The organism is Scytonema sp. UIC 10036 (assembly GCF_009725235.1).
In genome coordinates this window covers 1-20,265 of record NZ_WJFC01000236.1, presented here as the reverse complement: position 1 = coordinate 20,265, position 20,265 = coordinate 1, and the positions used below count along the sequence as shown (strand labels likewise).

The window sequence follows — 20,265 nt, the reverse complement described above, 5'->3', positions numbered from 1 at the left end:
GGGTAGGGGGTAGGGGATAGGGAGTAGGGGATAGGGATTAGAAAAAGACGTACTTTCTACCTTGTCCTCTTTGTCCCCCTTGTCTCCCTTGTCCTCCTTGTCCCCATTCCTTACTCCCTCTTATCTACATCTGATGATCCAATTACAAGAGAATTGCTACCAGAACCGTCAAAAATTAATTTTTCTGTGTCGGCTGGTGTCTCAATTGGTTCTGGGAATACAAATCTTAGCAAAGGAGGGGCTAAAAATGTTGTCAGGATTACCATCATAATAATTGCTGCCTCTAAAGGTTTGGAGAGAACTCCTGTAGAGGAGCCAATACCAAGAAAAACTAATCCTACCTCACCTCTAGGGATCATTCCAACCCCAATTGCCAAACGATTAATTTGAGGAATTCCAAAAACACTTAAACCCGTGGCAACTTTCCCAATAATTGCAACAGCAATCAGGAAAATTGCCATGACTAAGCCCTCACGATTGGCAGGAATAGCTGGATTTAACACTCCCAAATCGGTTCTTGCACCAACGGTGACAAAGAAAATAGGAACTAGTAAGTCAGCAATAGGCATGACTTGTTTTTGTAGCTGGACGCGCTCGTCGGTCTCATCTAAAACTAACCCAGCTGCAAAAGAACCTAAAATGGCTTCTAGCTGTATAACAGCCGCAAAGTATGCCATTATATAGGAAAAGGTGAATGCCGGTATAACTAATTCACCACGAGTTTTTAACTTTTTAGCGATCGCGACAAAAGTGTTACTAAAAACTTTACCCAGGACTATCGATCCTACAAGGAAAGAGGTAGCGCTAATCAGTAAGTAAACGACTTTGCCTAAATCCACCGTGCCTTCTTTAGCAAGGCTTGCCACCACTGCTAGAACAATAATTCCCAGCACATCATCAATAACGGCAGCACCTAAAATTATTTGTCCTTCTTTTGAATTGAGACGCCCTAATTCTGACAAGACTTTAGAAGTGATACCTATACTGGTTGCGGTGAGAGCTGCCCCAGCAAAAATTGCTGGTACAGTTGGGATGCCAAACAAAGCCATCAAGCCAGCGGTACCAGCAGCAAAGGGTAAAACGACCCCTACAAATGCGACAACACTAGCTTGTATCCCAACTGCCATCAAATCTTTGATGTTCGATTCCAAACCAATTTCAAACAGAAGAACAATAACACCCAATTCTGATAATATGGTCAGAACTTCAGACTGTGCTGCAAACACAGCATCAACTGCATCTGGGTTCAGACCAGCTGTAGTTTGGAGGAAGGTCATCATGAGAGAGCTAGAACCATCTGCTCCCCCTTCGGGAAACACTAGAAGATGTAGCCCTGAAACACCAACGACTACACCAGCCACAAGTTCACCCAAAACCGGGGGTAAACCGATGCGGTTGGATAACTCTCCACCAACTTTACTAGCAAGATAGATAACTACTAAACTGAGCAGCACTGCTGCCAGAACCATTGAACTATCTACTGCTTCTGTTGCGGTTGCTAACAGAGGTAATGGGAATGAGAAGGTTGTTAGGTTTAACTGCATTGGTTACCAAAAAAAACCCTTCTCTTTAATTTACAAGTTTGTTGAGAGGAACTATCATTCATAGGTTAGGAAAAAGGATGAATTAACCGATCGATCTCTACTAATTGTAGAAGGCGTTGCCAGTAAAACTCTGATACAGGCACTACAGATAGTCGAGGAAGCCTCAACAAATCAAAGTTTTCAAAGTGGCTATCTTGTTTTATTTGAGATAAAGTTACCAGCTGCTTGACTTTTTGCACTGCTTTTAAGCGCACCACAACTCGTTTGGGATCGTCTAATTTTGGATCGGGATAGGGCTGGCTCACAACTTCTGCGATACCCACAACCTGTCGCTCTTTGCCTGTATGATAGATCAATGCCAAATCGCCAATTTCCATTGTACGTAAATGTTTGAGAGCTAAAGCATTACTCACGCCATCCCAAACTCCCTCGCCATCTTTTTCTAGATTGCTATAGGAGTATTCTTCTGGTTCGGTTTTAAGCAACCAGTAAGCCATTTTTCAGTTTCCAAAAACGTAACTACACTGCTTTTTAATTTTATCGATGCCAGATTAACAACAGATCGCTTCTCTCTCACTCGTTCCCAGGCTCCGTCTGGGAACGAGGAGAGGGGTATGACGACTAACTTAAATTTTCTCGATATTTTTGAGGAGTGGACAATGAATATCGTTACGTTTGGTTCTCGATTCAATTCAAGGAACCTCTGGAAAACTGTACCAATGGCTTTACTATTATGTGTCGGTCTTGCCCAACCTACTTTGGCACAAGAGAAGCAAAGAATGTTGAAAACACTGACTGTCAGCGGTCGCGGTACACAAGAGATTCCTACAACTCTCTCTCAAATCACTTTAGGAGTTGAGGTTCAGGGAAAAACAGCACAGGAAGTTCAGAAAGAAGCGGCTCGCAGATCGTCTGATGTGGTAGAACTCTTGAAAAGTCGGAAAGTAGAGAAATTACAAACCACAGGCATTAGTCTTAACCCAGTTTACAGCTACAACAATAACGTGCAACGTCTTACTGGGTATACAGCGACTAACACTGTAAGTTTTCGTTTGCCTACCGAACGTGCTGGTAGTTTATTAGATGAAGCTGTCAAAGCTGGGGCAACACAAATTAATAGTATCAGTTTTATCGCCAGTGATGATGCTCTTGCTATTGCCAGACAACAAGCCCTCAAAGAAGCGACCCAAGATGCTCAACAGCAAGGGAATGCTGTTTTAAGTGCATTAGGATTCCAAGCCAAAGAAGTTGTTAGTATTGAAATAAATGGGGCAAATGCACCAACGCCACCACCAAGACCGGTTATGGCGCTAGAGTCAAGAAAGTCGGCTTTACAAGATGCTTCGACTCCTGTAGTTGGCGGTGAGCAACAAGTGGAAGCTACAGTGACATTGCAAATTAGTTATTAATGCTAATGGCTAATGGCTAATAGCTAATAGATGATGGTGCAATTAGCAATTAGCCGTTAGCTATTAGCAATTAGCCAAAATTATCAGGATTGCTATCTATTGCGTCGGTTTCTGCGTCTTTCTTGGAACCGAGTAACTCTAGCCTCTCTACACGGATAACTGGTGAAGTTCGTTTGTTGCCGTTTTGGTCAACCCAAGAATCTAGTTTGAGAGAACCTTTGACGGCAATTAAACTACCTTTTTTCACATAATCGGTGGCAATTCGTGCTTCGTTTTCCCAAAGTTCTAAGTTAAACCAATCAGGTTCTTGACTTTTACTAGTGGGGCGTCTGACGGCTAGAGAAAACTGACACATCATCTTCCCTGTATTGAAACAAGTCAATTTAGGGTTCATACCAGCGCGACCCACTAAAGTGACAACATTAACGCTCATGAGAGTTCTCCTTCAGTACTGGTGTACTTGTATATTTTGACTTCTATGATAGCGAATTGCTTCGCTAAAAAAGTAGAGTCAAATAAATAACAATTATAATTACTGAGATAACCAATAAAAAATATTCCGTAGAAACTACAAAAGGATACGGATACACATATGAAGCTAAAGAATATAAAACAGTAGAAGCTTGGGGCTGGTTAAAGAATAAAAAAAAATATATGAAAAGATATTCTGCTTTACTAGACTCAGGGCAAAAAACGTAATAGAATCCAGCACGATTCTCTCTTACGGTTGTAGTAAAAAGTATTGGAATTAGGGGGCGTAGAGACGCGTGGGTCTTTTTAGTAAATTTTCCTTATCGCGGGATATGGGTATCGACCTCGGTACTGCCAACACCCTCGTATATGTATCAGGTAAAGGGATTGTACTTCAAGAACCTTCGGTAGTGGCGATCGATCAAAACGAGAAAGTCGCCCTAGCGGTAGGAGAAGAAGCGAAAAAAATGCTTGGTCGAACACCAGGGAATGTTATTGCCTTACGGCCCTTAAGGGATGGTGTGATTGCTGATTTTGACACGGCGGAGCTGATGTTAAAAAGCTTTATTCAGCGAGTCAACGAAGGTAAAGCCTTAGTCTTACCCCGTATAGTCATAGGTATTCCGAGTGGAGTAACAGGCGTTGAAAGACGAGCTGTTATGGACGCAGCTACTCAAGCGGGCGCACGAGAAGTTTACCTCATTGATGAGCCTGTGGCTGCAGCTATTGGGGCTGGGCTACCTGTAGCAGAACCTACCGGCAATATGATTATTGATATTGGTGGTGGGACAACCGAAGTCGCAGTGCTTAGTCTTCAAGGTACAGTACTTTCCGAATCAGTACGCATCGCTGGAGATGAACTGACGGAAGCAATCATGCAGTATATGAAGAAAGTTCATAACTTAGTGATTGGGGAACGTACTGCAGAAGACATAAAAATTCGCATTGGCTCGGCGTATCCCACTCACGATGACGATGACTCCATTATGGAAGTCAGAGGCTTACACCTGCTTTCTGGTTTACCGCGAACTGTGACCATTAAAGGACCGGAAATTCGCGAAAGTATGTCTGAACCACTGTCAGTGATTATAGAAGCAGTGAAGCGTACCCTGGAACGGACACCTCCCGAACTAGCAGCAGATATCATAGACCGAGGTATTATGCTCGCTGGAGGAGGCGCTCTACTTAAAGGATTGGATACCCTAATCAGTCATGAGACGGGTATAGTGACGCACGTTGCTGCCGATCCATTAAGCTGTGTGGTTTTGGGAACAGGACGAGTATTAGAAAACTTCAAACAATTGGAACGTGTGTTTAGTGGACGTTCTCGGAATATGTAAAATAAGGGATTTTCAGATATGGAGTTCTGTATTTATCATAGATATAGAATTCCATATCTTATATAAAATTACGGTTAGAGAAGGTTATTATGTTTACAGCACGTCGCTGGTGGGAGCGTAGAGGATTACAAATTGGTTTGTTAGCTATAGTTATCAGTGGTGCGTGGGTACTGAGACAAACCCAAGGTGCGCTTCTTATTGAAGTTTACGAGGGTATTACCCGCCCATTCCAGATGTTGCAAAGCACTCCCGCGCCAGATGAGGGATCGGGAGATAATCCTCGGGTATTAGAACTTCAAACCCGCATACAAGATTTAGAAAATCAAAATAAAAAATTAAAACAGTTATTGAGTTATGTAGAAAAACAGCCTTTATCAGCACGTCCAATTCCAGCTAGAGTTGTAGGGCGAGGTGCTGACAATTGGTGGCAACAAGTAACCCTCAATCGCGGTGCGATCGCGGGAATCAAAGAAGGTTATGTTGTGAAAGCTGATGGCGGGTTAGTAGGTCTAGTAGAAAGTGTAACTCCCAACACCAGTCGCGTGCTGCTGATTAGCGACCTTAAGAGCCAAGTTGGCGTCACAGTTACCCGCACTGGCGCTAAAGGTGTATTGCGCGGAGATGCTTCTGCAGATGCGGTGCTTGAGTTTTATGAAAAAGTTCCAAACGTAAAACCTGGAGATTTGGTTGCTACGTCTACATACAGCCAAAAATTTCCATCGGGTTTAGCTGTAGGAAAGGTGAAGTCGCTAGATTTGAAAAAACTACCAGCATCAGTGGCAAAAGTGGAACTTTTCCCTCCAATACGTTCCTTAGATTGGGTAGCAGTATACCCCAAGCCTGAAAACGTAGAGTCAGAAAAACCCACTTCAGAAAATACACAGTTAGAAAAAGCTAATTAAAGATGCAATTTATACAATTAAATGGTGGCAGGCAGAAAAAACCAAAACCAAAAAAGCGAAAATCCAGAGTAAAAATTAACCCGCTTTCTCGCTGGAATCCCTTCCTACGTCAAATCGTTGATTGGGGGATCACAGCTGGGTCGGCATTATTATGCTTAATGATACTTCCTACCCGTTTTCCTGGTATGGAGTTATTGGGTATAGGACCTAATTGGACTGTGATTTGGGTAGTTGCTTGGAGTGTAAAACGTACAAGCCTTCAAGGAATATTTGCTGGAGTCATTTTAGGGTTTTTACAGGACGCTATGACTTCACCAGACCCAACTCATGCTCTGAGTTTGGGAATTGTGGGGGGGCTTACGGGAATGCTTCAAAAACAACGTTTTCTTCAAGAAGATTTTATTTCTATTGCCTTAATTGTATTTGGTATGGCAGTTCTTGCAGAAACAATTTTTGCGTCCCAGTTGACTTTAATGGGTAACGCAGTTGCGGCAGATATCTGGGCCTATTTCCAGAAAGTTGCCCTTGCTTCTGCTATTCTCAGTAGTCTATGGGCACCAGTTGTCTATTTTCCTTTGAATCGTTGGTGGGAAAACTTAAAGCTGGCAGAACAGTCTTGAAAATGGTTAGTGGTTGGTGGTTAGTGGTTGGTGGTTAGTGGTTAGTGGTGTAGGACCGACATCGCGCCTGTTATCGTTAGTAGTTAGTAACGATCTAATAACAATTAACAACTAACAACTAACAACTAACAACTAACAACTAACAAGTGGCGGAGTGTGAGTCTTCTGGGTATATATGCTCAGACAGGAGTGAAGTGCTATCAGAAACCCGGTTTCTTCAAGAAGCTGGGTTTCTGTTCGTTAACCACGAATACCAAATCAACCCCTTTTAACCAACAACTAACCACTAACAACTAACTACTAACAACTAACCACTAACTTTTTATGTGGCTCTAATGTAACCTGTTGGAATGGAATTGTTATAAAGTTATTAGGTATGAATAACTCTCCATTGCTGCCCCAACAGAACACTATACATATTAATGAAACTCAAGTGGTGTCAGAACTTGGACAAAATTCACAAGCAGGACTAAGCGTGGGAACTGATTTTGACCGGGCTATGATGCAGCGATGTGTGGAATTAGCTCGTCGCGCTTTGGGACGGACTTCTCCAAACCCGATGGTAGGAGCAGTGATTGTTAAAGATGGAAAAATTGTGGGGGAAGGATTTCATCCCCGTGCAGGCGAACCTCATGCAGAAGTTTTTGCTTTAAAAGCAGCTGGTGCTGATGCTCGTGGCGCTACTATTTACGTCAGTCTTGAACCGTGCAATCACTACGGACGGACTCCCCCGTGTACATCCGCGTTGCTTGCTGCTGGGGTGTCTAAAGTAGTGGTGGGTATGGTCGATCCCAACCCACTCGTAGCAGGTGGTGGAATTGCTCGCTTGCGTTCCGCAGGAATAGAAGTTTTGGTCGGAGTTGAGGAGGAGGCTTGTAAGAAGCTGAATGAGGGCTTTGTCCATCGCATTCTCTACAAACGACCTTTTGGGATTTTGAAATACGCTATGACTTTAGATGGTAAAATCGCTACTTCTACCGGTCACAGTGCTTGGATCACAAACCAAGCTGCTCGTCATCAAGTTCACCAAGTGAGAGCGGCTTGCGATGCAGTGATTGTTGGTGGCAATACAGTTAGACACGATAACCCCCATCTTACCAGTCATCAAGAAGGGGCACACAATCCTCTCCGTATTGTGATGAGTCGCAGTCTTGAATTACCTGAAAAAGCTCACTTGTGGCAAACTTCAGAGGCTCCCACTTTAGTTTTAACAGAACAGGGTGCTAACCCCGGCTTTCAAGAACTGTTACGTAAGCTTGGGGTGGAAGTGGTGGATTTAACACCACTTACACCGTCTCGAGTCATGGCTTACTTGTATGAGCGGGGTTTTTGCAGCGTCCTTTGGGAATGCGGTGGTGTCTTGGCTGCTAATGCGATCGCTCAAGGAGCCGTGCAAAAAGTTCTTGCCTTTATTGCTCCTAAAATCATTGGTGGGAACAATGCCCCTACACCTGTGGGCGATCTTGGTTTTAGCACCATGACCGAAGCGTTGTCTTTAGAACGTGTAGAGATGCGAGTTGTCGGTTCTGATTGTGTAGTGGAGGGTTATTTACCTACTCGTCATTAGTCATTGGTCATTGGTCATTGGTCATTGGTCATTGGTCATTGGTCATAGATTATGAGTTTTGACAGTTGACTTCTAAGAATACTGACGTTCTTGAGCCATATCTCGAATCAGGGTTAAACGGGATTTGATATAGTCACTCAAGAAATCGGTTTCATGATGGTCTAATAGAGCTTGGGTCTTGGTTTGCTTTACTAACCATTGCACCAAAGTGGCATCATCGAGCTGTAAAAGCGTCTTGGTTTGGGTGGTTTCTACCACAGACCAAAGCTGACGCATAATCATAGGAGTCATTCGACCTCCATTTAAACATTAGCCTAGCTGTTTTCAGAATACACAATTCCGGCTATGGCTTCCGGTGCGAATGTACAACATGACACAAGTGTTATTGAAAATTTAATATATCGAGTTATAACTTGATAATGGTTAATAATATAGAATTTTCATAAAAATTTTAGACAGTATCAGAGAAAAATAGAATATTTTACATAACTCTAAATTATATCGCTTTTGGCGATATTAAAGCAGCTATTAAGGGTGCAAAAAGATAATATATGGTCGCAGTTGTTGTCGTCATTAATATGCTCACATCTCTGGCACTTTTCTACTTAGCTTGGCGGATTTGGCTACTGAAACGTCAACTGGCAAATATTGCTGATATCTTAAGTGCCGCAGAACGCAGTACTTATGCTGTATTGCATAAAGCCCCTGCCGCAATTTACGTAGGTCAGAGAAATATCCATAACTTGCGCCAAGGAAACCAACCAAAACAATTACAAATTCAACAGGTGAGGCAAATTTTTAACCTTCTTGCTTTTGGGCAGCAAATTTGGCAGCGTTACTTTTTTAAACTCAAAGCAATATCTGTGAAAAAGAAAATTTAAAAATCAAGTATTTTCAGATTCTCTAAATTTCAGTAAAATTATCACAATAGATAGTTACTAAAAAAACCAACAGAGAGTAATAGCAACCTTTTGGCATCACAGATTGTCAATGTAAATATAAAGTTGGGATTTCGCAAAGTGTGGAAACCCACATAGAATGTGTATAAGGAGAAAAAAAGAAAATGTCTAACAACCGTTCAGGATTATTTATCGGTGGATTAATGTTAGGATCTGCCATCGGTACCCTAACCGGATTACTATTGGCCCCTCGCACAGGGCGCGAAACGCGTCACTTATTAAAAAAATCTGCCAGTGCTTTACCAGAATTAGCAGAAGATATCTCAACAAGTGTTCAGATGCAGGCAGACCGCCTTTCTGCTAACGCACGCTCCAATTGGGATGAAACATTAGATCGATTGCGAGATGCGATCGCAGCTGGTATAGACGCCAGCCAGAGGGAAAGCCAAGTATTAAAGCGGCAAAACACAGAACAAAACTCAGATCCTGTTACACAACATTTAGATAGCTAGTAAACAATACCAAAGTCAGCACCCCGTACTTTAACCCATTCACAAAAAGGACGGTTATTCTTATGCATTCTGAAATATTTAGACTCCAGTTAAAACTGGACGGGTCGCGGTTCCTCCTCGGTCTAAAGACACAAGGCTTCCCCGCTCCCGGAGGCTTGTAGGTGATTGACCCCCTTTTTTGGCTGGGACTATCTATACTTCTAGTTGCCGCTAGCCTCACTGCGGTTTTGGTAGCGGCGCTACCCGCATTGCTAGAAGTAGCACGGGCTGCCCGGAGTGCAGAAAAATTATTTGACACCCTTTCAAGAGAGTTACCACCAACTCTAGAAGCCATTCGTCTGACTAGCTTAGAAATCACCGATTTAACCGACGATGTCAGTGAAGGAGTAAAAAGCGCTGGTCAAGTTGTCAAGCAAGTCGATCAAAGTTTAGATAGCGCCAAACAACAAGCGCAAAACGTTCAAGCCAGCACCCGCAGTATCATGGTTGGGATGAAAGCTGCTTGGAAAACCTTCACACGTCCAAAATCTTCAAGAAGAACAGTCGATCGCCTACCTCAATCTCAGAAAGCACCACTGTCATTGCGAGAAAGAGAAGCTAGGCGTATTAGTGACCAGTGACATTATCTCTAACTGGTCATTTAGTCAAGAAAATACGCCACATGACGAAGCAGGCAAAAGATAAATATATCAACACTGTTAACCAATCTTGCCAATTACCTGAAAGCACCATAACAGTCAAGCTATTAATTATCAACAATAAGGCAACAGGGAATAGGGAACATATTAACAGGGAGGAACCACCTGTTTCCTGTTCCCTTCTAGGTAAAATCCGGGTGTCTGAGTCCCCCACGCTCATTTATATGGAACATATAAATCACCTGGGAGCATTGGTGTGGGTAAGACAGCCCACACCATATGCCATCCGGTGTTCCCTGTTCCCCGTTCCCCGTTAAGAGTTCTCTTTTACTCATCATTAAATAATACCTGTTGAGCTGGTCACTTTATAGTTGGGTTTCGTTCCTCAAACCAACCTACACCTTGGTGACTATCTGTGTCGAACGTGCCACTCAGTATAAAAGAAGAGAATTCCTAATAAAAGGTAACCAATTGCCCAAGCAACTCCCGTGCCAAAACCTAAATTTACTACAGTATCTGATACAGTCCAACGATAACTGTGCATCAAGCCAAACCAAGAAAGTACAGCAGCCGCAATAGACCAATAAGCAGCTTTACGAAAATCTTGTTCAATAATATACACTGTGATAGCTGCCAAAATCATGGCTGAAAAAATAAAACCCTGCTCTAGAGCAAAAGCACCATCAATATAAGTGTCACTTAACTTAAATGGCTGAATTAACGTTGGTGTTATGGGTTTTTCAGGAGTTCCCAAACCTGCTGCTCTTAGTGCATTTTTGGCGATAAGAGCACCCCAGCCAGCAATACCAGGTAACAAACCAACAACAACAGCAGGCGCATGGTGAGATGGAGTGGCTGTAAAACCTTGAGCAACAATTACAATCCCAATCCACAATACAATTGCCATTCCAGCTTCAATTGGCACAAAGTAAGACACTATAGCAACAGTGCCGGTCAGACAGAGCAAACCCATAACAACGCCATTAAGGACGGAGTACCCAACTCTTGCGCCCAACGCTTTCCAACCGGGATGACCGATATAAATGGTAGTTGGAAAACAGGAACCAAAAACAGCAGCAACCAGCGTACCAGTACCATTGGCAGCAAGGGTTGGGGCCGCAGGATAAGTATCTCCAGCAGCTTCCGCACTTTCTAAATTCTGCAAGCTACCAATAAGGTTAAAAAGCCCCATTGGTAAAATGATACTGAAATATTCTACTAACACTGACCGACTGTTCCACAGCTGCCCAATCCACAACCCTGGAAAGTAAACGCCAATTGGTTGTACCGCAGCACCAAATTTGGCACTGTCCCAACTGACTAAACCTGTTCCCCATGCAAGACCAACTCCTAAAAGAACTGCTAGCAAACCACCAGGTATGGTAAATCGAACTCTTCCAAAGTAAGTAATTAAGATGACCCCCAAGGGAACCAGACCTACTACAGGGCTGGCAAAAGTTCGGAAAAGAAACCCAATGGCAATAAAGGTAATGGCAATACCACCTAAAGTGGAAAGCATTGCTGCACGTGGAGCCAAGCGCCGCAGAAAATCGCCAATCCACGCGCCCGATAGTTCGATCAAACCAGATCCCAGGCAAGCAACAAGCCCCGCTTGCCAAGCTAACTCAGCCGCTTGTTCTGAAGATGCACCTTGTGCGATCGCAGCAAGTCGAACAGGTAACATAACTAAAAAAATATGAGCAAACAGGCTAACCGTGTTAATGCCATAAGGTAAAGCAGTTATGTCATCCCGTTGCTCGCGTTGACCCTTTTGGTAAGCTAACCAACTGTAATAGAAATTGCCAACGATTAAACTGAGAGCTACTCCTGGCAAGATACGTCCATACACTAAGGAAGTCGAAAAGCCAAGCACTCCTTGACAAAGATTGACAATCAACAAAATTTGAATCAAGTTGTCCAGAGCTAATCCAAAGAAACCATCTATGTCTCTCCGAACAAACCAGCGACTTGCTTTGGGTATTGCAGTTTCCATTGTTAAATTCTCTAATGAAAAACATGAAAGTGAAATGGAATTGAAGTTGGAGGCTAGGGATTGCAAAAGAATAAGTATTATTATCGCAAGGGCGAAGATAAGAATTTGCTCGCAGTACCGTTTGGATTTCAGAATACCAGGATTCGCTTCTGTCGGAATGTAGCGATCGCTCCTGTGTTTTTCTCATCCCCAACCCCCCAATCCTGCCAAGAAGTTCCATTTGATTTAGAGTGTTAGATTAGATTAAAGTTAAAAAGTGTAAAGAAGTATCACTTTTCCCGTACTCTTTTAAAACAACTTGTTCACTTCTACTGGATATAACCGTATAAAAAAGCTTATGCAGCATAGTGTTTGGCGGCGGTTTTTGGCATTTTCGGCAATATTGTTTCTCGCCGGTTCGATTTGGATAACATATTCTCCCAACGCATACGCCTATGACAATCCCGAGTTATTACCGGATACCCCAACCCCAGTTGTAGACTTAGCTAAATCTCTCAACAGCATTCAAGAAGAGAAACTTGTCAAAGACTTGGACAAATTTGAAGCTGACACAGGCTGGAAACTACGAGTGTTAACTCAATACGATCGCACCCCAGGTCGTGCAGTCATCAACTTTTGGGGCTTAGATGATAAAAGTGTATTACTTGTTGCTGACTCCCGTGGCGGAAATATTTTGAGCTTTAGTGTCGGTGACGCAGTTTATGAATTACTACCACGTACTTTTTGGATAGAATTGCAGACCCGCTTTGGAAACTTGTACTTTGTGAGAGAACAAGGCGAAGACCAAGCGATTCTTCAGGCTATGGAAACAGTGAAAACCTGCTTAGTGCAAGGAGGTTGCGGAGTTGTTCCGGGATTACCGCGAGAGCAGTGGATTCTCACTTTAATTACATCTACCATTGGAGGCATTATCTGCGGATTTGCCGCTCAGCCTCGGCGTGAAGGAGAGATAGTTGCTTGGCAGTGGGCTTTAATTTTCTCACCTTTGTGGGGTATCTTATTTCTTGCCTTTGGTATCGGACCTGTTGTCACAAGAACAAGCGATTGGTTACCAGTCTTTCGCAACGTTGCAGGGTTTTTGATTGGCGCTCTAGTTGCTTACTTGTCTATGATTTTCAGTCGTTCTTCTCCCAGTCCTGAGTCCTAGCTAAAGAGTACGGGCAAGGATGCCCGTACCACATACAAGAGGTTGTATGATATTCATCAGTGATAAAAGCTGCTAAGCTGTTAGCTAAAAGCTGAGGTAGCATGACTGCTAATAAGTATGGAATGGCATATAACTGACGCTCAAAGTTTGGCAATAATCGACTCGGAAATGGGGGAGCATATATTTTCACCCGCAGAGTACGAATTAGTCCGTCGAGTTGTTTTCGCTACAGCAGACTTTGAGTATAAATCTTTAATTCGCTTTTCTGAACGTGCTTTGCAGGCCGCAGCTGCCGCACTAGCAGCACGCACTACAATTGTAGTAGATATTCAAATGGTGCAAGTAGGTATTCTTCAAGGCATTCAAACTACCTTTGCCAACCCAGTATATTGCAGTATGGATTCCTACAGTCATCCTCAGAAAGAAAAAACTCGTGTTGCATCGGGAATGGAGACTCTAGCCAAGCGATACCCAGAGGGAATATTTGTAGTAGGTCAATCACAAACTGCCCTCATAACACTTGTCGATCTCATTGAATCTGAGGAAATCAGACCCGCTTTAATAATTGCTACGCCCGCCGGATTTTTAAATGTGGATGTGGCAAAAGAACGTTTGCGAGAATCTTTAGTTCCTAACATTACAATTGATAGCCGTAAAGGAAATGCTATCGTAGCAGTCGCGATTGTTGATGGACTTGTAGACTTAGCTTGGCAAGCTTATGGAAAATTATGAATGATGAATGATGAATTATGAAGAAGACGCTCACCCATTTCATAATTCATAATTTATAATTCATAATTCTTACGGCGACGGGGTCTTTCTGAATATTTATCGCGCAAGCGGCGACTCACTTCGTTAAAAAAATCTCGTCGTATAAGGGGATAATCGCTAATCCATAAATCGCGACGGGGAATGTAAAGATCGGAAATTTCTTCTATTCTGCTTAAATCTGGGCTGTTTGATACCACTACCATTTCTACCATCTGATTTCGAGCTATAACTTTATAAGAAACTCGCAATGGTGCTTTGTACTCCACGGTAAATCCCGTTTCATCGCCGACTTCTACGTTAATTCGTTTTTCTCGATTTTCGATAATGACCAAGTCACCTTTGTTGTCTACAGTTTCTTGTTTACCCAGTACCTCTTCTGTAATCCAGAAATCCAGAACCCGTCCCTGGAAAAACCCACCATATTTATAACGGCGATATTTTGCATTTCGCATACTTGCCCAAAATACAGGTCCCCACAGCCAATAAAGAGCACCAATCAGTCCTATTACAAATAGTATGGGAGTTAATTCACTCACGTCAAAAAGAACTCTTATCAGTAAAACAACAGCAGCCGCTACGACAGAAATCAGTAGCCGCTGTAAAAATTCGGGAAATTTTCCCCAGTAATACTTGTACTGCGGACCTGTGGCAATGAGCGGAACAAGTTGTTCAAATTTCTGGCGGGTCAGTGGGACTATCATGTGTGATTCTGTATTTGAGACTTATAAGATTTTTTCTAATCCATATACTAACGACTTTAGCTGCAAGACTTTACGAATTGCCAGTAGTACTCCCGGCATATAACAAGCGCGATCGCTTGTATCGTGTCTGAGGGTGTATATTTGACCTGCTGCGCCAAAAATGACTTCCTGGTGAGCTATCAGCCCTGGTAACCTGACGCTGTGAATTCTGATACCTTCTCCTGCTTGACTTCCCCTTGCACCTGGTAATTTCTCAGTCTCTTCCACAAGAGGTGGGTTAAACTCTTTACCCATTTCCGCTAGCATTTGAGCCGTTTGAATTGCTGTACCGCTGGGCGCATCTGCTTTTTGGTTGTGGTGCAGTTCGATAATTTCAACGTGATCGAAATATTGGGATGCAACGACTGCGGCTTGTTGTAGCAGCACCATACCAATGGAAAAGTTGGGAATAATCAGACAGCCCGTACTGGCTTTATCAGCAAATTCTGCTAACTCATTGATTTGTTCTTGAGTTAACCCGGTGGTTCCAACTACAGGACGAACACCGTAAGCGATCGCACTGCGAATATTATCATAAACTGATTTGGGATGAGTAAAATCTACCATCACTCCGGGCTGTCTTTCCTGGGCTGCAAATGCCAGCATTGGTTCGAGTTGATTGGTGATGGGAATTTCCAACGGTTCTGTTAAACCTGCGAGTTCGCCAGCGTCTTTTTCTTGAAGTTCTGGACTGGTATCTATAGCACCTACAAGATTCATATCAGATGCTTGTGCTACTACTTTAACGACCTCACGACCCATTTTGCCACCAGCACCAACAACAACAACTGGGATAGGAGCTTGATTTGACATAGTTTTTGGTATGCTTATTATATTCAGCCAATGAGTAGCTATTTTATCAGTTTGCTATTCTCAAAGATTATAGTTCCTACTAAATTAGCTCTACAGCAATGCTAAATTGTCAGTCCAGTAGGTGGGTTTATGCTGCACAAAAGCTATACATAGTGGGCAATGTCCACCCTACATAGAATGACTATAGGAACTTGGCTAGTGTCAAATGGGTCAATGTCTTAAACTCTTAGTTCAATCCAATGCGTCTTTCACTATTAATTGGTTGAATGTGCATACGCTTAGCTGTTAAGCTAAAGACCAACTGACATTATAGAAAGTAAGCGTCAAAAGTAAAGTTCGGTAAAAACACAGAGGCATTGAAACTTTGCATTTCAGGTGTATCTTCCTCTGTTTTAAATGATTTTCAACTTTTCTGAATTTATCCCATGGACGCAGAAAATTGCCTCTGCTAAAATAATGCCTACTCTATTAGTACTATCTGTAATCGGTTGGATAACTTTGCACAAAAATTACTGAAACAATCATATTAATGTGAAAAGATTAATGCCAGACCGCATATAGCCACATACATTTTTAAGTAAATGAACAAGAAATTTGCCCTTACATTACTTTCCAGTCCCGTACTGTTTTCATCTGTTCTGTCATTGGTGATGATGACTCAGCCAGCTAGAGCAAGTGAAACAGTGAATTCTACAGGAACTCAAACTTCCTGTATGAAAAATCCTCATGCACCAACCCCTCAGTTGGTATGTATGAAGGTTAATAAAGCGGCTCAGGCTCCATCTACCCGTTCTTCGGTAGAATTTGCGGCACCTACAGGAGAACAAAATCAAGAGAACCCATCTGCTGAGTATAATTTCACAGAAGAAGAAAGCGATACAGCAGTTGCCATGTTTGGCTGTGATTGTCCGGCATGTCTCAACGCTGTCCGTCAAATGAGAGGATTGCCTCCTGCTGTGTAGGTTGGGAGACTGGGCAGTCGAAACTTCTTACCACCTCGATCCCAGCCTGAGGCTGGGAATGCTTACCAGGAGGCTCCGCCTTCTGTACTCTACCTGGAGTATGAGGCAGAGTCTTCAGTCATGCATTCTGTGCTAGAAGCACCGGATCGAGAGACAGTGAATGGTGGGCAGTGCCCACCCTACTTAGCCATCAAAACTAATGTTGCGGATGACTACAGTCTACCAAGATTGTGTAACCCTAAGATAATCCCAGCACCCAAGATATGACCAAAGGCAGTTGTTGCTAACAGTCCAGGTACACCAAAATCACCAAAGAAATTCGATGCGGGTAGTTGAGGACCTGCATTCGGGAACCGAATGCTGGACTTACCAAAGGCGATCGCTGCAATGTTACTGATAATCATGATTAACCCAACAGTGGGACTCCATACCAAAGGTGTTGTAGCAACAGTAGCTAGGAAAGTAGATGTCAACACTTGGTCTTCTCCTTACTATTATTGATGAATGATTAAAACTCCCATGTGAATTAATTATCAAAAAAATCTATCTTAAGTTTGATTTAGTAGAATTTTTTTACATTTATTGTCATTGCTTAATATGAACATGGGTTGTTAGTGGTTGGTGGTTAGTAGTTAGTAGCTAGTGGTTGGTTGTTAGTGGTTGGTGGTGTAGGACAGGTGAGACGCCTGCCATCGTTAGTAGTTAGTGGCGTCCAGATAATCTAAACTCGATGTAATATCGCTTGTATGCCTTGTCTCGTGTTATGTCCTCGACTCTCGATTCCTTACCGCCCAATCTTGCTAAAATTGTGCAGCGCTTTCAAAGGTCGTCTGACCAAAAGCGGCGTTATGAGCAGCTCATTTGGTATGGTCAGAAACTGAGCGAACTTCCAGAATCTGATAAAATAGAAGAAAATAAAGTCCCAGGCTGCGCTTCTCAAGTGTATGTTACAGCTAAACTAGAAGATGGAAAAGTTGTCTTCCAAGGTGACTCTGATTCTCAATTAACGAAAGGCTTGGTAGGGCTTTTAATTGAAGGTTTAAATGGTCTCACTCCTAGTGAGATTGTGCAACTGACTCCTGATTTTATTCAAGAAACGGGTTTAAATGTTAGCCTGACACCTTCTCGTGCTAACGGGTTTTACAATATTTTTAAGACAATGCAAAAAAAAGCATCATCAGTGTTAGCTAATGGCTAATGGCTAATGGCTAATGGCTAATGGCTAATGGCTAATGGCTAATGGCTAATGGCTAATGGCTAATGGAGAAAACAATTAACAATTAACTATTAACTATTAGCTAATAGCTATTAGCTATTAGCTATTAGCTACTAGCTATTAACAAAGGTAAATTTATGTCAACTAATGTATTATCCGTGTCTACCAAGAGTGAAATTGGTGGAGTTGTTCAAGAATTTACTTGGCAGTGGGAAAACCAACCCATTCGTGTTGTTTATGAAACTTTGGGTACGGGTTCTCCACTCTTACTGCTTCCAGCTTTTAGCACCGTTTCTATGCGATCGGAAATGGGTGAAATCGGCAAGCTACTATCTCCCTACTTTCAAGTGACGGCTGTAGATTGGCCTGGTTTTGGTCAATCTTCACGACTTCCGGTTGATTACCAGCCAGCTTTCTACCAGCAATTTGTATATGATTTTGTGACTTCTGTATTTAATAAGCCAGTCACTGTTATTGCAGCCGGTCACAGTACAGCTTATGTTCTCCAAGTGGCAAATAAAATTCCGACAGCATTTTCACGGATTGTTTTGGTAGCCCCAACTTGGCGCGGTCCCTTACCGACTATGGGTGTCAATAGCCAAGTCGCCGGAATCTTCAGAGGAATGGTACGATCGCCCATCATCGGACAACTTCTTTATAAGCTCAATACTGTTCCATCTTTCTTAAGTTTGATGTACCGCCGCCATGTCTATGTCGATGAAGCCAAACTTACACCAAGCTTTATTCAGTACAAATGGAACAATACTCAACAACCAGGAGCAAGATTTGCACCAGCTGCGTTTGTGACTGGGAATCTCGACGCAGTGCAGAACCAAGATGATTTTTTGACGCTGGCTAAGAATTTGTCTATTCCCTTGATGGTTGTGATTGGAGAATCGAGCCCACCCAAATCCCGTGCTTCCATGGATGCTTTGGCTGAGTTACCGGGAGTGCGATCGATTGTTTTGCCTGGTTCTCTGGGTATGCATGAGGAATACCCGTCTGCGATCGTGGAAGCAATTGGAGATTTTTTGCGTAACGCTTAACTTGTAGAAGAAGGCAGAGGGCAGATGTTTTCTGTTACCTGTCTTTTTCCAAAAATAAATAATGATTTTATTTGAAAATTTGCTTTTGGAATTCCCAAAAATTAGACTTTTAGATGTTTTCAGATAATTTGATTTTTGTCAAGTAGTAAAGTTTATCTCTTCAGAATTAAGGTTGTTCATTCAGTAAAAAATGAAGTTATCTGTGTGCAACCATATTTACAGTTCTGTTGAGATATTTTTATACGACAGGGACAGATAAATCAAATGACTATTGACGAACTGACAGACCTACTTAAAGCGAGCTTGCCAGGAAGTTTGACACCATTGCAAGAGATGGTGTTGCGCTATTCTTGGGAGGGAAAGACTTATGCTGATATGGCAGCAGAAACAAACTATGTCAAGGAATATCTCAGCCGCACAGCTTCAGAATTATGGTCTAGTTTAAGCAAGTTTTGGGGAAAACCAGTTAGTAAAAATAACTTGCGTTTCTATTTTGAGTCGCGACAATTGACCAATTCTCAGCAACAATTGATAGAAGCTTTTCGGCGGCAGAGTACAACTTCCTCATTAGAATTTCCCAGCGGTCCGGTGGCTCTCAACTCAAAGTTTTACATCGAACGTCCTCCCATTGAGTCTCTTGCTTATGAAGAAGTCACCAAACCAGGTAGCATAACTCGTATTAGAGCACCTTGGAAAATGGGTAAAACTTCCTTAATGCTAAGGATTTTAGCTCATGCAGAAGCACAGAAATACCAAACTGTAACTATTGATTTTCAACAAGCGGGAAAAATTCTTTTTTCTGATATCGATAAATTTTTTCGTTGGTTTGCTACTTATATCAGTAGGAAGTTACAGCTAGAGCCAAATCTTGATGAGTATTGGGATGAGGATATGGGCAGCAAAGTTAGCTGTTCTATATATTTTGAAAGTTATATTTTAGATAGTATCAAGAGTTGCTTAGTCCTAGGATTAAATGAAGTTAACCGAGTCTTTGAATATCCAGAGGTTGCTGAAGAATTTTTCTCTCTCTTGCGTTCTTGGTACGAACAGGCATCAACCACAAAAATTTGGCAAAACCTGCGTTTAGTTCTGACTTATTCTACAGAAATCTACATTCCACTACAGATTCATCAATCCCCGTTTAATGTAGGATTGCCTCTAAAATTGCCATCGCTGACTCCAGAGCAAGTTATGATTTTATCCCAACGTTACGGGTTAGAATGGGCGAACAGCCAAAACAAACAACTTATGGGAATGGTTGGAGGGCATCCATACCTGGTACAGCTTGCCTTTTATTATATGTGTCAGAGAGAATTGATGCTCAAGCAACTCTTACAAGAAGCACCAACTGAATCAGGAATTTATAACGACCACTTGCGGAGGTTATTAGCAATCTTGCAATCGGAACCAGCATTAGAAAATGCGTACAAACAAGTTCTTGCTTCAGAGCATCCTCTTAAATTAATATCTCTGCTTGCTTATAAATTAGATAGTTTGGGATTAATTTATATGAACGGTGATTTTGTCACTCATAGCTGCGAGCTTTACCGTTTATACTTTAAAAATCAGTTGCTTGAAAAAGGATAAAATATTAAGGATGAAGTTGGATTTACCCCCCTTAATCCCCCCTTATAAAGGGGGGAAATGGAAAATCCAGTTCCCTCCCCTTTATAAG

Annotated in this window: 24 protein-coding genes; 16 read left to right on the top strand and 8 right to left on the bottom strand. The window is 42.3% G+C overall.

What is annotated here, in order from left to right:
• Positions 1-110: 110 nt before the first annotated feature.
• The gene (locus F7734_RS53130; protein ID WP_155752309.1) at positions 111-1,544 is read right to left on the bottom strand and encodes a cation:proton antiporter; all 1,434 of its coding nucleotides are present in this window, start codon (positions 1,542-1,544) and stop codon (positions 111-113) included.
• Between the two features lie 65 nt (positions 1,545-1,609).
• The gene (locus tag F7734_RS53125; protein WP_155752308.1) at positions 1,610-2,041 is read right to left on the bottom strand and encodes an EVE domain-containing protein; all 432 of its coding nucleotides are present in this window, start codon (positions 2,039-2,041) and stop codon (positions 1,610-1,612) included.
• Between the two features lie 162 nt (positions 2,042-2,203).
• Here F7734_RS53125 and F7734_RS53120 point away from each other — a divergent pair, with 162 nt between their 5' ends.
• Positions 2,204-2,953, top strand: coding sequence for an SIMPL domain-containing protein (locus F7734_RS53120; protein ID WP_155752312.1), 750 nt, complete (start codon positions 2,204-2,206; stop codon positions 2,951-2,953).
• A 70-nt stretch (positions 2,954-3,023) separates the two neighbouring features.
• On the opposite strand, the gene ssb is transcribed toward F7734_RS53120, so the two are convergent.
• Complete coding sequence (gene ssb, locus F7734_RS53115) at positions 3,024-3,386, bottom strand: single-stranded DNA-binding protein (protein WP_155752307.1); 363 nt, start codon at positions 3,384-3,386, stop codon at positions 3,024-3,026.
• Positions 3,387-3,756: 370 nt separating this feature from the next.
• On the opposite strand from ssb, the gene F7734_RS53110 reads away from it, so the two are divergent.
• The 4 genes from F7734_RS53110 (at position 3,757) to ribD (ending at position 7,853) form a co-directional block, all read left to right on the top strand.
• Entirely contained in the window at positions 3,757-4,764 is a 1,008-nt protein-coding gene (locus tag F7734_RS53110) for a rod shape-determining protein (protein ID WP_155752306.1), read from the top strand.
• Positions 4,765-4,853: 89 nt separating this feature from the next.
• Positions 4,854-5,666 (top strand): rod shape-determining protein MreC, encoded by an 813-nt coding sequence (gene mreC / locus F7734_RS53105; RefSeq protein ID WP_155752305.1) that lies wholly within the window; start codon positions 4,854-4,856, stop codon positions 5,664-5,666.
• Between the two features lie 2 nt (positions 5,667-5,668).
• Positions 5,669-6,286: a rod shape-determining protein MreD gene (mreD, locus tag F7734_RS53100; RefSeq protein ID WP_155752304.1), complete on the top strand. Its 618-nt coding sequence runs from the start codon at positions 5,669-5,671 to the stop codon at positions 6,284-6,286.
• Positions 6,287-6,662: 376 nt separating this feature from the next.
• Positions 6,663-7,853 carry a bifunctional diaminohydroxyphosphoribosylaminopyrimidine deaminase/5-amino-6-(5-phosphoribosylamino)uracil reductase RibD gene (gene ribD / locus F7734_RS53095; RefSeq protein ID WP_155752303.1) on the top strand — a complete coding sequence of 397 codons (1,191 nt, stop codon included), beginning with the start codon at positions 6,663-6,665 and terminating at the stop codon, positions 7,851-7,853.
• A 72-nt stretch (positions 7,854-7,925) separates the two neighbouring features.
• Here ribD and F7734_RS53090 read toward each other — a convergent pair whose 3' ends face one another.
• Positions 7,926-8,144: a hypothetical protein gene (locus F7734_RS53090; RefSeq protein WP_155752302.1), complete on the bottom strand. Its 219-nt coding sequence runs from the start codon at positions 8,142-8,144 to the stop codon at positions 7,926-7,928.
• A gap of 260 nt (positions 8,145-8,404) precedes the next feature.
• Between F7734_RS53090 and F7734_RS53085 the strand changes: the two genes are divergently transcribed.
• The 4 genes from F7734_RS53085 to F7734_RS53070 all read left to right on the top strand — a co-directional run bounded on the left by F7734_RS53085 (position 8,405) and on the right by F7734_RS53070 (position 10,219).
• A complete protein-coding gene (locus tag F7734_RS53085; protein ID WP_155752301.1) occupies positions 8,405-8,734 on the top strand; it encodes a hypothetical protein in 330 nt (109 codons plus the stop codon).
• Positions 8,735-8,916: 182 nt separating this feature from the next.
• Positions 8,917-9,264, top strand: coding sequence for a YtxH domain-containing protein (locus F7734_RS53080; RefSeq protein WP_155752300.1), 348 nt, complete (start codon positions 8,917-8,919; stop codon positions 9,262-9,264).
• A gap of 161 nt (positions 9,265-9,425) precedes the next feature.
• Complete coding sequence (locus tag F7734_RS53075; RefSeq protein WP_166482715.1) at positions 9,426-9,884, top strand: DUF948 domain-containing protein; 459 nt, start codon at positions 9,426-9,428, stop codon at positions 9,882-9,884.
• Positions 9,881-10,219, top strand: coding sequence for a hypothetical protein (locus tag F7734_RS53070; RefSeq protein WP_155752299.1), 339 nt, complete (start codon positions 9,881-9,883; stop codon positions 10,217-10,219). Before F7734_RS53075 ends, F7734_RS53070 begins: the two co-directional genes overlap by 4 nt.
• Positions 10,220-10,311: 92 nt before the next feature.
• Here the strand turns inward: F7734_RS53070 and F7734_RS53065 are convergent, their stop codons facing one another.
• The gene (locus F7734_RS53065; protein ID WP_155752298.1) at positions 10,312-11,895 is read right to left on the bottom strand and encodes an NCS2 family permease; all 1,584 of its coding nucleotides are present in this window, start codon (positions 11,893-11,895) and stop codon (positions 10,312-10,314) included.
• 60 nt (positions 11,896-11,955) lie between these two features.
• Between F7734_RS53065 and F7734_RS53060 the strand changes: the two genes are divergently transcribed.
• From F7734_RS53060 to F7734_RS53050, 3 genes are all read left to right on the top strand, one after another.
• Positions 11,956-12,132: a hypothetical protein gene (locus F7734_RS53060; RefSeq protein WP_155752297.1), complete on the top strand. Its 177-nt coding sequence runs from the start codon at positions 11,956-11,958 to the stop codon at positions 12,130-12,132.
• 100 nt (positions 12,133-12,232) lie between these two features.
• Positions 12,233-13,042, top strand: a complete 810-nt coding sequence (locus tag F7734_RS53055) for a TPM domain-containing protein (protein WP_155752296.1) — start codon at positions 12,233-12,235, stop codon at positions 13,040-13,042.
• Between the two features lie 117 nt (positions 13,043-13,159).
• Positions 13,160-13,774 carry a precorrin-8X methylmutase gene (locus F7734_RS53050; protein ID WP_155752295.1) on the top strand — a complete coding sequence of 205 codons (615 nt, stop codon included), beginning with the start codon at positions 13,160-13,162 and terminating at the stop codon, positions 13,772-13,774.
• A gap of 53 nt (positions 13,775-13,827) precedes the next feature.
• On the opposite strand, the gene F7734_RS53045 is transcribed toward F7734_RS53050, so the two are convergent.
• Positions 13,828-14,514, bottom strand: a complete 687-nt coding sequence (locus F7734_RS53045) for a phosphate ABC transporter permease (protein WP_155752294.1) — start codon at positions 14,512-14,514, stop codon at positions 13,828-13,830.
• Positions 14,515-14,535: 21 nt separating this feature from the next.
• Positions 14,536-15,366, bottom strand: coding sequence for a 4-hydroxy-tetrahydrodipicolinate reductase (dapB, locus tag F7734_RS53040; protein ID WP_155752293.1), 831 nt, complete (start codon positions 15,364-15,366; stop codon positions 14,536-14,538).
• A gap of 581 nt (positions 15,367-15,947) precedes the next feature.
• On the opposite strand from dapB, the gene F7734_RS53035 reads away from it, so the two are divergent.
• Positions 15,948-16,328, top strand: a complete 381-nt coding sequence (locus F7734_RS53035) for a hypothetical protein (protein ID WP_155752292.1) — start codon at positions 15,948-15,950, stop codon at positions 16,326-16,328.
• Positions 16,329-16,540: 212 nt separating this feature from the next.
• On the opposite strand, the gene psaK is transcribed toward F7734_RS53035, so the two are convergent.
• Positions 16,541-16,804 (bottom strand): photosystem I reaction center subunit PsaK, encoded by a 264-nt coding sequence (gene psaK, locus F7734_RS53030; protein WP_166482714.1) that lies wholly within the window; start codon positions 16,802-16,804, stop codon positions 16,541-16,543.
• Positions 16,805-17,091: 287 nt separating this feature from the next.
• Here psaK and F7734_RS53025 point away from each other — a divergent pair, with 287 nt between their 5' ends.
• The 3 genes from F7734_RS53025 to F7734_RS53015 all read left to right on the top strand — a co-directional run bounded on the left by F7734_RS53025 (position 17,092) and on the right by F7734_RS53015 (position 20,177).
• A complete protein-coding gene (locus tag F7734_RS53025) occupies positions 17,092-17,526 on the top strand; it encodes a SufE family protein (protein WP_155752291.1) in 435 nt (144 codons plus the stop codon).
• 155 nt (positions 17,527-17,681) lie between these two features.
• Complete coding sequence (locus tag F7734_RS53020) at positions 17,682-18,590, top strand: alpha/beta hydrolase (protein ID WP_155752290.1); 909 nt, start codon at positions 17,682-17,684, stop codon at positions 18,588-18,590.
• Positions 18,591-18,854: 264 nt separating this feature from the next.
• On the top strand, positions 18,855-20,177 hold the full coding sequence (locus tag F7734_RS53015) for an AAA-like domain-containing protein (protein ID WP_155752289.1): 1,323 nt from the start codon (positions 18,855-18,857) through the stop codon (positions 20,175-20,177).
• Positions 20,178-20,265 lie beyond the last annotated feature (88 nt).